Source organism: Haloarcula sp. 1CSR25-25, from assembly GCF_032027985.1.
Taxonomy (GTDB): Archaea; Halobacteriota; Halobacteria; order Halobacteriales; family Haloarculaceae; genus Haloarcula.
Genome location: NZ_JAHYBW010000011.1, coordinates 81,779 through 93,970, shown reverse-complemented (window position 1 = coordinate 93,970; position 12,192 = coordinate 81,779). Strand labels below are relative to the sequence as shown.

The window sequence follows — 12,192 nt, the reverse complement described above, 5'->3', positions numbered from 1 at the left end:
CAATGGAGACGATGAACACGAACGGTACGACACGACAGTACGGCGCGGCAATCGCACTCGTCTCGGGAGTCTACTCGCTGCTCTCCGCGACAGGTGGCACCGGGATGATGGGCTCGAACAGCGGGCTCCTCATGGCGCTTCTCGGCGTCGTCGTGGTCGTCCACGGCGTCGTTCTGCTGACGCCCTATGCGGATCGGCTCGGGAACGCGAGTGGTCCCCTGATGATCGGCTACTCGCTCGTGATGTTGCTCAACCAGGCGCTGGTCGGCGTCACCGGGAGTGTGAACTGGGGAATGGGTAGCGAGATGGGGTCCGGTATGAACGGCGGGATGAGCGGCGGCATGGGCTCGTCGATGACTGCCGGGATGGGCTGGGACCTCGGAATGGTCGCGCTCGCAGTCCTGATGTTGATCAGCGGCGTGATTATGGCGAACCGACGAAACGACAGCACAGGGATGTAATTCGGCGAGACGAATGACATCCGCACCTACAGCGACCACGAATCGCCTGCCCAGCTACCTTGCCCCACTCCCTCGGCGCGTCGAGGACCTCGCACTTCGGTACGCGTGGGTCATCGTTGTGATCAATCTCGCCGGAACGGCGTTCGGCTTCTGGTACTACCGCTTCCAGCTTGCTCAAACCCCGCTCGTCATGTGGCCGTTCGTCCCCGACAGCCCCGCCGCGACGCTGTTCGTCGCGCTCAGTCTCGCCGCGTGGAAGCTGGACTACGACGTCGAGTGGCTCCACATGCTCGCGTTCTTCGGCAACCTCAAACTCGGTCTCTGGACGCCGTTCGTCCAGCTGGTTCTCAACGGGCCGGGCGGTATCGAACCCTGGCTCTACTGGTTCCTCATCGTGAGCCATCTCGCGATGAGCCTCCAGTCGTTCCTGATCTATCGCTACGCCGAGTTCTCGGTCGGTGCGGTCGCCGTCACCACCGTCTGGTACGGCCTCAACGACATCGTGGACTACTTCGCGCCGCTCGTCGGGGAGTTCCACCACACGTTCCTGCGGGCCGAACTCGTCAACGGCGCACTCGATCACTCGGTGCGAGCGCACGACCTCGCAGCGGCCGCGGCCGTGACGCTGACGCTCGCCGCGACGTTTCTCGCACTAGCGACACGGGTGAAGAAGCTCGAAACAACTGAGGAGTCCTCCGCACGAGGGATGCGCCGATGAACGGCTGTTCACGACGGTCGGTACTTCGCCGGAGCGGGAGTATGCTAGCAGTCGGGGCAACCGCGATTGCTGGCTGTCTCGGAGGTAGCGGCCCGTCGGGTCCGACGGTCACGATGACGGGCGACCTCCGATTCGATCCGGCTGACGTCGCAATCGACCCCGGTCAGCAGGTTACGTGGGTGAACGAGAGTGGAGTCCCCCATACCACATCGGCATACGGAGAAGGGATTCCCGACGAGGCGTCGTACTTCGCAAGCGGCGGCTACGAGTCCGAGCAGGCTGTCCGGCAGAGTACGTCAGCGAGAGGGTTTCTCGAACGAGGCGAAACCTACAGTTACACGTTCGACGTCACGGGGACGTACCAGTATTTCTGCCTGCCACACGAGGAAAGCGGGATGGTCGGACGTGTCATCGTCGAATGACCACGAGAGTCGACCTCACTCGATCACTGACGGTGGGTCGATGGGTATCCCGGCATTCCATCGGCCATCCATAGCCAGAGCCCCAGTATCGTGACGACGGTTTGCCCGAGTACATACGGGGTCGGAGACAACAGCGCGAGCAGGTCTCCGACCGTCTCGACGTGGTGATAGTCAGTTACGACCGGCCAGAACAGAAACAGTAGCGTCTCCTCGGGGACGAACAGGTAATCCACGAGGTCCGCAGCGAGGTGTGATCCATATCCGAGCGCGTACGCCGCGCCGACTCCCCACCGGGCCCTGTGTTTCGTGACATAGAAGACAATCAGGACGACGAGTGCCGCGGTGAACACCGAGTGCGCGACCGACCGACTCGGGAGCGATGGAAGTACAAACGCGAGTGGTTTGTCGACGAGATCCGGGAGCAACGCACCTCCGAACAGGGCGAAGATCGGGACATCGTCACATCGGTCAGTAGGGCCACCAGAAATGCCTCGATAAACGAGATACGCGACTGCAGCGTGGACCCAAAAGAGCACACTCGACAATACTGTCCAGGTTACGTAAACCGTTCACGCACTGCTGCCCCGTCAGCATCACACGCCATCGATTTCGGAGCGAATAGTCTCGCGCTCGAAGTAGAGGATCTCCAGTCCCAGGAGGACGACCGTCACAACGAGGACCACACTGAAGACGGCGGGTTCCATCACGGCGAGGTGGTACACTAACGAAGGGAAGAACAGTACTGCACCCACCACGCCGACGGCGGGGAGGGTCCCTGTGCGAAGCCCCGCTCGATGCCTGAACGCGAGGAAACTCATCGATCCAAAGACGGTGATGAAGGCAAGCGACGCGAACGACGTGATTCCCTGAAGACTACCGTAGGCGGTGAACGCGGCCGTTATCAGGCCCAAGACGAGAAGCGTTCGCGTTGGAGCACCGTCGGCATCGGCATCTCCGATCCGGTCAGGAAGTAGGTCGTCTTCAAGCATTCCCGTCGCAAAGTGGGCCGCCGAGAACAGCGTGGCGTTGATCGCGCTCCCAGTCGAGAACAGTGCCGCCACGGAAATGAGGATGAACCCCATCTGCCCCATGAACGGTTCGGCCGCGATGGCGAGTGACACCTCGGGGTTCGCGGCGATCGTTTCGGGCCGAAGCAGACTCGTCGTGACGACTGCCACGAGGACGTACAGCCCGAGAGACGCGGGAATTGAGAGATAGATCGCCTGCGGGATGGTCGTCCGGGCGTTCCGAAGACTTCCCTCGTCGTAAAAGAGTAGCTGCCAACCCTGAAAGGCGACGAACGAGAGGGCAGCGGACATGAGCAACCCGCCCGTCGCGACGGAGGAGAACCCGGTCGTCAGCTGTCCTGTCCGCGCTCCAAAATAGAACCCCCACACACCGAAAATGAGGAGAATCCCGACCTTTGCCGCGACGAGGAGCACCTCGGTCACGCCACTCGCCCGGGCGCCGAGGACGTTCAGCAGTACAAACCCCAGGACGCTGAGAACCGACACGACGGGGCGGAGTGGAACCCCGAGGGCTGTTTCGACGCCGAGAAGTTTCGTCGCGAAACTACCGAATGCGAACGCGTACATCCCCATCGACCCGATATAGCCAAACAGAAGCGTCCACCCGACCATCCCAGCGACCGTCGTCGACTCACCGAACTCCTGTAAGAAACTGACCGAGCCGCCGGACACGTCGCCAAGCCGCTGGAGACGAACGTACGAGTAGCCAGCGCAGAACGCGACGACACCGCCGCCGGTAAAGGCGAGCCACGCCGCAGGCCCCGACATTTCCGCAACGACGCCAAGTACGGCGAAGATCCCACCTCCGATCATACCACCGAGCGCAATCGAGACTGCACCGAGACGGCCCAGCTTCTCGCTCATCGTCTCTCCGTTGGGGCGCCATCTTTAGACTTCTTGTTGTTTAGAATCCAAACCACCTCAGCCTGGGGAGTAGAAATCGTCTACTTCGATGCTCAGGTTCCGAAAAGCGAGTAGAACCACGCTTCAGTATCTGGATGGAGACCGTTATGAACCGCTTGGACCGCCGCAGCGACTGACACGGCGAAGATAGCGTGAACGAGATGTGTCGGAACCCACCCGACCACGACTGCACCCGCTCCGAGGACGGCAGCACAGAGGGCTCCAACGCCGATTCTAAAAAAGAACGGCCGCTGAATCACCAGCACGGTGTCCCCGTAGAGCAGGATGTAACAAAGGAACGCAAGCCCACCAGCGATGACTGCCGAGAGTAACGAGAAGAGGAGCGCCATCATCGGGATTCTCCCCTAGAATACCCAAGTCGCGGGTGAATGTACCCGAGTGCGCCGAGTACGGCCACGAGACTAAGGAGAGCACCGGTTTCCACTGCAGCGAGCGGGCCATGCGGAAGCGGTGTGAGCATCCCGAGATGGGCGATCCCGAACAGTAACCCAACGAGCGGTACGCCAACGAGTAGGTGCCCATATATTCCCTCGTACTGGTGCCAGATAGCGGGCGTTTTACTCACCGTGTACACGGTGCTCGCGAGAATGATACCCGTCACGAGAAGTTCGCTAAAGGACGTGAGCATACGACTATCCTCCCCAGCCAGCCACAAGTCAATTACTCCGCACCCGAAGTGGCGTACCCCTTGATTCCAAATTCCACTAGGGTTGTGATGCCGGTATCCAAAGGATCACAAACGAAATATCCCAGAGATGTAGCCACAACCGCATTAGGAGAGGAGCCCCTAGATGTAGGCCACCACGATAATGGACAGATCAGATTACGCGATCCTCTCGGTCATCGCCGTAATCACCGTTGCCATCGGCATCGTCACGACGACGAAACCGCTCGGAACGTTTTTCGTGGAGAGCACGAGGCAGGCCGCGACGACCACCGCCGCGATGGCGTGGATCACCTGGTGGGCGCTCGTGATCGGGTTCGCCATCGCCGGCGGCGTCGAGGCGTGGGTCTCGACCCAGCAGATTTCGGAGCTGCTCGAGGGACACGGGCCTCGCTCCATCGGCCTCGCGACGTTCTTTGGGTTCGTCTCCTCGTCGTGTTCGTACTCGGCGATCGCCACGGCGAAGAACCTCTACAAGAAGGGGGCGTCGGCTGCGGCGGCGCTGGCGGCGTTCCAGTTCGCCTCGACGAATCTCGTCATCGAGATCGGCATCGTCATCTGGTTGTTGCTGGGCTGGGAGTTCCTGCTGGCCGACGTGGTCGGTGGGCTGCTCCTCATCGGCCTGATGTCGGTCGGCTTCGTCTACGTCGTCCCCGACAAGATTCTCGATGAAGCCCGCGAGAACGTCACCGACGATGAGGGCATCACTGTCCAAGACCCGGTCTGTGGAATGGAGGTCGATCCCGAGGAGACCGACTACTCTATCGAGCATGGTGGGCAGACGTATTACTTCTGCTCGCAGTCCTGCAAGGACTCCTTCGACCCTGAGGAAGCGAACACGTCGATTCCGGAGAAAGCGACCTCGTGGTCGGGGTGGAAATCGCTCGCGGACAAACAGTGGAAGGAGTGGGCGATGCTGTGGGACGAGATCGCCATCGGGTTCATCTTCGCCGGCCTCATTGCCGGGTTCATCCCCGAAGCCGTCTGGACGAGCGTCTTCTCCGGGGCCGTGTTCGGTTTGCCGGTGTACGTCCTCTGGACGGCCGCGCTGGGTGCGATCATCGGCGTCGTCACCTTCGTCTGTTCGGTCGGGAACGTCCCGTTCGGGACCGTCCTCTGGACGCGCGGGCTCCCCTTCGGGTCGGTGCTGTCGTACATCTTCGCGGACCTCATCGTTCCGCCGATCATGAAGGCTTACGACGAGTACTACGGGACGACGTTCGCGGCGGTGCTGTCCCTGATGATCTTCGTCACCGCCGTTATCGCCGGGTTCGTGGTCCACTTCCTGTTCCTGGGCCTGGGCCTCATCCCCTCACGAGCCTCCGCGCAGATCGCCGAAGTGTCCATCGAACTCAACTACAAGCTCGTGTTGAACGTCCTCGCGACGGCGTTCTTCGCGTTCCTCTACTGGCTGCACAAACAGGATTCGGTGGCTGGCGGGGAACGCGGTGAGGAAGGGCATGCGGCGATGACGGACTGACGGGTATCTACCTGCTCACGTAGTTCACAATATGAATTTCGTCTATCAATAATTCGACGACACAGACAAGGAACATCCACGGTGTCGGGCAATTAATCCCTGACTCCCTTCCACTGCCCAACCACAGTTTCGATACGAATACCATTCATTCCAGAGCGGTCTCGTCGAAGTCATGGGTCTTTGAGATCGTCACTGCTGCTACGAGACTCAGCCACGAGATCGCGCCACTGCTCCCAGCGGGGGATAAACATCGGCACTTTGCGCTGATAAGTGCGGTAGTCCTCACCGAATGTATCGATCATATCACGCTCTTCTCTCCGTGCAAGCCACGTAAAAATCACAACGACGAGCGGAAATAGAGCGACAGAGAAGATTGTCGGCCAGTGAATGATGCCCTCGCCAAACAGAGCGATGAACAGACCGGTGTATTGTGGATGGCGGACGTACCTGTAAAGCCCGTCTGTGACCAGTCGGTCGTCCTGTCGGGCACGATAGACTTGTCGCCATCCCTGAGCAAACAGGCCGATGCCGACAAACGCCACAGCGTAGCCGAGGAGCATTGATACGAACATACCCGTTTCGCCAAACCCGATCAGTGTAGACCAGAGATTGGTACTGACGTACTCGCGGTCCAGACCGAAAAACCGGACCAGCAGATAGATCGTCAGTGGAAACCCGTACATCTCCGCATATAATGCGATGATGAACGCCTGTACCACTCCTGCGCCGACCCACTCCCGCCAGCTGTCAGGAGCGAAGTACCGATAGAAGAACCAAGAAACGACGACAATGAAGATAATCGCGAGGCCCCAAGCACCGGGATTCGTAATAGTGGTATCTATTGATGACACGCTTACTTACCCGAGTAGATACTGAGTCCAGGGATGCCGTTCGACAAGCGGCACTCCACCAACCTCGTACTGTTCAATGTACGCGTCAAGGCCGAGTATCCGTCCCGCACCGAACGCGGCGACTGAGAGGAACACGAGCATGTACGCGAAATCACCGTTGATGTAGCCATGTGTGACATCCCAGTTGCCGAAATAGAACATGAGCATCATAAATGCCCCCCAGAACGCAGCGAGCCGAGTGAGGGCACCGAACAACAACCCGAGGCCGATAAGCAGCTCTCCCCACGGTACTGCAACGTTCACGAAGTCAACAAACCACGGCGTGTTCCCCATCGCGACGAACAGATCAGCGAGTGGACTCCCGCTATTCGGAACGGCCCCGGTGAGATATCCACCGGCACTAAAACTCCCCGAGAGGACCTTGTCGAGACCACTCTGGAAGAACGCCAGTCCCATCATCAACCGAAGCGCGAAGATAAACCAGACACTCAACGTGTGTAGTCGACCGCTTGCGGTGAACCCCCCGATCGTACTTTCTAATTGAACTTCTTGAGATGCCATATCGTGCTAATTCCCGGGAAGGTGTTATAAAATCGCGGTGGGATCTCGCCATACCGGAATAAAGAGCCCTTTTCGGGGTGATCTCTCCGATACCGTCATACTGGCTGAATAGTATCGTATTCCCAGGCGTCTGTGACGGCGGCATACGTCTGCTTGATTACAGCCGGGTTGGAGAAGATCCGAGCAGCCACCCGTGGATGCCCCAAGAAGCGACGAAGAACCGCCCGTGGGGATCGATCGATGTCTTCGATGTCGATTCCAGACACCACTTGGACGGCATCACCGAGAACGGTCATCTGACGCGTCTCGACGAGGTGCCGCATAATCCGGGCGAGCAGGTACTCCCCTTTCATCGTCCGATAGAGTCGGTCTGGATACTCCTGAAGGCTTCCCTCCGCCGTCAACTTGGCTGCGAGATACGACGACTGAATTGCTTGCGAGATCCCCTTCCCGGTCAGCCGATTCGCGAGTCCAGCCGCATCCCCGACACGAACGACGGGCCACTCAGGTAGATAGGTCAGCGCAGGATCGAGACTCGGTCCTTCGGGGATGATAGCGATATTCGTCTGACTCCGAGATGGTATCGGCCAGCCGTTTCGTTCGCACGCCGCCTCAAATTCGGCTATGTAATCGGCCGGGCGTTCGCTCTCAGTCCACCCGATGCCGACGTTTGCCCGCTCGGGCGATTTCGAGAACGCCCACGCGTACCCGGTATAGCCCTCAAGAACGATCTGGCTATTCGGGTAGATATCTGAAAAGTCGCCCTCCACGTCAGCATTGAGGGCGATCATCCGACCCGCGTACTCGTCCGTTCTCCCTCGAACTTTGCTGGTAATCGACGGTTGGCCAGTCGCGTCGACCAAGAGGTCGTATTTATCGGCCAACGTCCGGAACTCCGCCTTCGTGATCTGGTGGTTCTCGTGAATCGAAACGCCCTTTTCAGCGAGGCGTTCGGACCATCGTCGTTCAACGATGTTTCGGTCGGTGATGTACGTATCGGAGGCCGGGAATCTCCCACTCCCGGTGTGCTGTCTGCTGGATGTCGTTCCGTCGTAGATATCCACACGTAACTCCGGAAGAGCATTGACGAACCCATTCGCCGACATCGAACGGAGTGGAATCTTCGAGACGGCCGTCATCGCTTCCCCACAGTTGACTCGTTTGTCGTCGTACGACTGACGTTCGAAAAGGTCTACTTCGAAACCTCGCTTGGAAAAGCCTTCAGCAGCGGCGAGACCGCCGACTGCTCCACCGAGTACTGCCACGCGTTGGATTCGCGGTAACGGTTCAGACGACTGCTGTGAGCGAGAGCGGAAACTTTCAGATCGTGAAGTAGTTGTTTCTAATACCATTTGTCACTCAGGATAGTTGCCCCTTATTAGTCCTCGGTGAGCAGTCGGCGGAGTACTAGATGCAGGATTCCGCCGTTCTCAACGTATCGAACGGCTGCGGGCGTCCCAACTTGTGCCGTGACCGGGAACTCGACTCTCGAGCCGTCGTCCCGCTCTGCAACGACGGTCAACTCGTCGTTCACGTCTAGGCCGTCGTCCAATCCACGAATCTCAATCCGCGCCGACCCGTCGAGACCGAGGGATTCCCACGAGTCACCGTCAGCGAACTGCAGCGGGAGGACACCCATGCCGACGAGGTTGTCACGGAAGATGCGCTCGTAGCTCTCCGCGATGGTTGCGCGAACGCCCAAGAGGTCAGTCCCTTTTGCGGCCCAATCGCGGCTCGACCCGGTGCCGAGTTCTTCGCCGGCGAACACCACCAGCGGCGTATCATCTTCCCGATAGCGGCGGCTCGCCTCGAAGACGGTCGTCTGCTCGCCCGTCGGCTGGTGAATCGTGTAGCCGCCCTCGACGTCGTCGAGCATCTCGTTCTCGATGCGAACGTTGGCGAAGGTGCCGCGCATCATCACCTCGTGGTTGCCCCGGCGGGCACCGTAGGTGTTGAACTCGTGAGGTTCGACACCCTGGTCGACGAGCCACTCGCCGGCGGGCTGCTCCCGAGAGAACGGTCCGGCCGGGCTGATGTGGTCGGTGGTGACGGTGTCCCCGAGCAGCATCAGGGTGCGAGCGTCGGCGATGTCGCTGACACCGGGCTCCTCCAGCGGGAAGTCCTTGAAAAAGGGCGGCTCGCGGATGTACGTTGAGGAGTCGTCCCACTCGTAGACGTCGCCGGTCGGGGCGTCAAGGGCCTCCCAGCGTTCGTCGCCTTCGAACACCTCGGCGTACTTCTCCTCGAACATCGAGGCGTCGACGCTGTCGTGGACTGCCGCGTGAATCTCGTCGGCGTCGGGCCAGATGTCCGACAGGTAGACCGGCTCGCCGTCCCCGTCGGTGCCAAGCGGGTCCGTGTCGAGGTCGATGTCCATCCGACCGGCCAGCCCGTAAGCGACCACGAGCGGCGGACTGGCGAGGTAGTTCGCTCTGACCTTCGGGTGGATGCGCGCCTCAAAGTTCCGATTGCCCGAGAGGACGCTCGCCGTCCAGAGGTCCTCGGCGTCGATGGCGCGCTCGATGGGTTCGGGGAGTGGCCCGGCGTTCCCGATGCAGGTCGTACAGCCGTAGCCGACGACGTTGTAGCCGAGGTCTTCGAGATACGGCAGTAATCCCGAGGCTTCGAGGTATTCGGTGACGACGCGGCTCCCGGGCGCGAGGCTAGTCTTGACGTACTCGGGGACATCCAGGCCGTACTCGACGGCGTTGCGGGCGAGCAGGCCTGCGGCGAGCATTACCGAGGGGTTCGACGTGTTCGTACAGCTGGTGATGGCGCTGACGACGACGCTCCCATGCCTGATTTCGGTTGTTTCGCCGTCAAGATCCACCTCGACCGTGTCGTTTAGTTCGCCCACGTCCGGTTCCGGGAGGTCGGCGTCGGGGCGGTCGGCGGCGACGCTGCTCTCTCCCAGCCAGCGGGTGAGCGCGTCCTCGTCGAGTTCGTCGAGTTCGTCTTCGAACTCGCCGTGGACCAGCCCCCGGAAGTGGGTCTTCATATCGTCCATCGGGACACGATCCTGGGGTCGCTTTGGTCCCGCGAGACTCGGCGTGATCGTCGAGAGATTGAGCTCGACCGTCTCCGTGTACTCGGGGTTCTGCTCGCCGAACAGTCCCTGTGCGTCGAGATATTCGCGAACGAGTTCGATGTGCTCCTCGTCACGACCCGTGAGTTCGAGGTAGTCGAGCGTCGCTTCGTCGACGCCGAACATCGAGATTGTCGATCCCTGCTCGGGGGCCATGTTCGCGATAGTGGCCCGGTCGGGGACCGTGAGGTTCGCCACGCCGGGACCGAAGAACTCGACGAAGCGATCGACGACGCCAACCTCGCGAAGCTGTTCGGTGACGTGAAGCACGAGGTCAGTCGCAGTTGCACCCTCGGGGAGTTCTCCGGTAAGGCGGACCCCGACGACTTCGGGAAGCTTCATTGTGATGGGCTGGCCGAGCATCGCGGCTTCGGCCTCGATGCCACCGACGCCCCAGCCGACGACGCCGATGCCACCGATCATCGGCGTGTGGCTGTCCGTGCCGACGAGCGTGTCGGGGAGGAGCCAGTTCTCGCCGTTCCGCTCGCGGGCGTGAACGACCTGCCCGAGGTATTCGAGGTTCACCTGGTGGACGATACCGGTGCCCGGCGGGACGACGCGGAAGTCGTCGAACGCCTGCTGTGCCCACTTGAGGGCGCGATAGCGTTCGCCGTTGCGCTCGTACTCCAGTTCGACGTTCTTCTCGTAGGCATCCTCGGAGCCGAAATAGTCGACCTGGACGCTGTGGTCGATCACGAGGTCAATTGGAATCTCTGGCTCGACGATCGCGGGATCCTTGCCTTTCCGGTCAACCGCTGATCGGAGCGCGGCGAGGTCGACGACGGCAGGGACACCGGTGAGGTCCTGAAGAACGACTCGTGAGGGAGTGAACGGGAGTTCGACGTCCGGCACGTCAGGTTGCCACGACGCGACGTTTCGAACGTCCTCGGCGGAGATCGTGTCGCCGTCGACGTTCCGGAGGACGGATTCGAGGAGGACACGGATGCTGACCGGGAGACGGTCCAGTTCACAGAGTCCCGCCTCTTCGAGGGCGGTGAGGTCCGCCATCCGATAGGCATCTCCGTCGAACTCGAACTCGCGTATCGCGTCGAAAGGATCGGTTTCGGCCATACCCTGAGCTACGGCGCCCCGGCTCTTGAATCGTTTCCCGTGGGCGATCTGACGACTGGATCATCGCTCCCATGGATTTCGTCGGCCGTGGGGCACTCCGGTCACAGAATCCGGTCGAGTGCATCTGTAATCGAGGGAGATTCGACGATTCGGAACCCTTGAACAGCCACGTCCGTCGGTTCGCCCGCCGGGACGATCAGCTCCCGTGCGCCGACTGCTCGCGCCGCGCGGGCTTTCGTCTCGATCCCGCCGACGGGGAGCAACGTGCCCTCGTCGTCGACGATCCCCGTGATGAGCGTCTCCTGTGAGAGTGACTCCTGACGGAAGCTGGCGACGAGTGCGACGGTGAGACCGGCCTCCCAGCTCTTCCCGCGGAGTGCGAGTACACCAGAGGCGGGGGGCTCGAACGTGACGTGCGTCGCCGTGTTGGTGAGCGACCCCCCTGTGAGACGTGTGGCCGTCTCCCTCGCCTCTCGGAGCGCGAGCTGGAGGTCGTGACGGATTTCGATCCCGTTCAGGTTCACGAACAGCTCACCCTCCCCGTCGGTGAACTCCACCTCGAACGGGACGATGAGACCGTCACCGAAGCTGTCGACCGCTGGAAGGTAGTAGCGCGTTGGGGCGGGAAGCGTGGCCCCACCCGCAAGCGTCGCCAGCGACTGAAAACCCTCCCCCGCTCGCGTTAGACCGAGAACCACCCCAGCGCCGCCGACGCTCCCCAGGCCGAGTCCTGCGAGGAACCCCCGCCGTGACAGAATCGTCTCTTCCACTCGCCCTACAACGTCTCTTTCCGTATCGGACGGGCGAGAGACGGACGCGGAGTCATCGGTGGGCATAGCAGTATGGTGCGTGGCTACGCTGGGTTCCCGTGGTACCATGTAACAGGGGTGCAGTAATAAATGCTCTTCGTGTACGCGTTTCGAACGG

Annotated in this window: 12 protein-coding genes; 4 read left to right on the top strand and 8 right to left on the bottom strand. The window is 60.9% G+C overall.

Translation table 11 applies throughout. The features are described from left to right. Nucleotides 1–2: 2 nt before the first annotated feature. Genes KZ498_RS22335 through KZ498_RS22325 form a run of 3 tightly spaced genes read left to right on the top strand, consistent with a single transcriptional unit; the run spans nucleotide 3 to nucleotide 1,601 of the window. Nucleotides 3–461, top strand: coding sequence for a hypothetical protein (locus KZ498_RS22335; RefSeq protein WP_312621725.1), 459 nt, complete (start codon nucleotides 3–5; stop codon nucleotides 459–461). Between the two features lie 13 nt (nucleotides 462–474). After that, nucleotides 475–1,179: a DUF1405 domain-containing protein gene (locus tag KZ498_RS22330; protein ID WP_312621723.1), complete on the top strand. Its 705-nt coding sequence runs from the start codon at nucleotides 475–477 to the stop codon at nucleotides 1,177–1,179. A gap of 41 nt (nucleotides 1,180–1,220) precedes the next feature. Then, nucleotides 1,221–1,601: a plastocyanin/azurin family copper-binding protein gene (locus tag KZ498_RS22325; RefSeq protein WP_312621722.1), complete on the top strand. Its 381-nt coding sequence runs from the start codon at nucleotides 1,221–1,223 to the stop codon at nucleotides 1,599–1,601. A gap of 23 nt (nucleotides 1,602–1,624) precedes the next feature. Here the strand turns inward: KZ498_RS22325 and KZ498_RS22320 are convergent, their stop codons facing one another. The 3 genes from KZ498_RS22320 to KZ498_RS22310 form a co-directional block, all read right to left on the bottom strand. Then, nucleotides 1,625–2,137 carry a metal-dependent hydrolase gene (locus KZ498_RS22320; protein WP_312621721.1) on the bottom strand — a complete coding sequence of 171 codons (513 nt, stop codon included), beginning with the start codon at nucleotides 2,135–2,137 and terminating at the stop codon, nucleotides 1,625–1,627. Nucleotides 2,138–2,194: 57 nt separating this feature from the next. Further along, complete coding sequence (locus tag KZ498_RS22315; RefSeq protein WP_312621719.1) at nucleotides 2,195–3,493, bottom strand: APC family permease; 1,299 nt, start codon at nucleotides 3,491–3,493, stop codon at nucleotides 2,195–2,197. 92 nt (nucleotides 3,494–3,585) lie between these two features. Next, complete coding sequence (locus KZ498_RS22310; protein ID WP_310916819.1) at nucleotides 3,586–3,882, bottom strand: hypothetical protein; 297 nt, start codon at nucleotides 3,880–3,882, stop codon at nucleotides 3,586–3,588. Nucleotides 3,883–4,362: 480 nt separating this feature from the next. Here KZ498_RS22310 and KZ498_RS22305 point away from each other — a divergent pair, with 480 nt between their 5' ends. Beyond that, nucleotides 4,363–5,697 carry a permease gene (locus KZ498_RS22305; RefSeq protein WP_310909326.1) on the top strand — a complete coding sequence of 445 codons (1,335 nt, stop codon included), beginning with the start codon at nucleotides 4,363–4,365 and terminating at the stop codon, nucleotides 5,695–5,697. A gap of 170 nt (nucleotides 5,698–5,867) precedes the next feature. Here the strand turns inward: KZ498_RS22305 and KZ498_RS22300 are convergent, their stop codons facing one another. The 5 genes from KZ498_RS22300 to KZ498_RS22280 form a co-directional block, all read right to left on the bottom strand. After that, on the bottom strand, nucleotides 5,868–6,548 hold the full coding sequence (locus KZ498_RS22300) for an isoprenylcysteine carboxylmethyltransferase family protein (RefSeq protein WP_220619855.1): 681 nt from the start codon (nucleotides 6,546–6,548) through the stop codon (nucleotides 5,868–5,870). A gap of 6 nt (nucleotides 6,549–6,554) precedes the next feature. Then, nucleotides 6,555–7,109 (bottom strand): DoxX family protein, encoded by a 555-nt coding sequence (locus KZ498_RS22295; protein WP_310902004.1) that lies wholly within the window; start codon nucleotides 7,107–7,109, stop codon nucleotides 6,555–6,557. Nucleotides 7,110–7,204: 95 nt separating this feature from the next. Beyond that, the gene (locus tag KZ498_RS22290; protein ID WP_312621703.1) at nucleotides 7,205–8,173 is read right to left on the bottom strand and encodes an NAD(P)/FAD-dependent oxidoreductase; all 969 of its coding nucleotides are present in this window, start codon (nucleotides 8,171–8,173) and stop codon (nucleotides 7,205–7,207) included. Nucleotides 8,174–8,487: 314 nt separating this feature from the next. After that, nucleotides 8,488–11,265: an aconitate hydratase AcnA gene (acnA, locus tag KZ498_RS22285; protein ID WP_312621702.1), complete on the bottom strand. Its 2,778-nt coding sequence runs from the start codon at nucleotides 11,263–11,265 to the stop codon at nucleotides 8,488–8,490. Nucleotides 11,266–11,366: 101 nt separating this feature from the next. Then, a complete protein-coding gene (locus tag KZ498_RS22280) occupies nucleotides 11,367–12,035 on the bottom strand; it encodes a S16 family serine protease (RefSeq protein ID WP_310897837.1) in 669 nt (222 codons plus the stop codon). Nucleotides 12,036–12,192: the final 157 nt, after the last annotated feature.

Coding starts and splice junctions, on each gene's coding strand:
- KZ498_RS22325 (WP_312621722.1), top strand. CDS start 1,221: ATGCTAGCAGTCGGGGCAACCGCGATTGCTGGCTGTCTCGGAGGTAGC.
- KZ498_RS22335 (WP_312621725.1), top strand. CDS start 3: ATGGAGACGATGAACACGAACGGTACGACACGACAGTACGGCGCGGCA.
- KZ498_RS22310 (WP_310916819.1), bottom strand. CDS start 3,882: ATGGCGCTCCTCTTCTCGTTACTCTCGGCAGTCATCGCTGGTGGGCTT.
- KZ498_RS22330 (WP_312621723.1), top strand. CDS start 475: ATGACATCCGCACCTACAGCGACCACGAATCGCCTGCCCAGCTACCTT.
- KZ498_RS22315 (WP_312621719.1), bottom strand. CDS start 3,493: ATGAGCGAGAAGCTGGGCCGTCTCGGTGCAGTCTCGATTGCGCTCGGT.
- acnA (WP_312621702.1), bottom strand. CDS start 11,265: ATGGCCGAAACCGATCCTTTCGACGCGATACGCGAGTTCGAGTTCGAC.
- KZ498_RS22305 (WP_310909326.1), top strand. CDS start 4,363: ATGGACAGATCAGATTACGCGATCCTCTCGGTCATCGCCGTAATCACC.
- KZ498_RS22295 (WP_310902004.1), bottom strand. CDS start 7,109: ATGGCATCTCAAGAAGTTCAATTAGAAAGTACGATCGGGGGGTTCACC.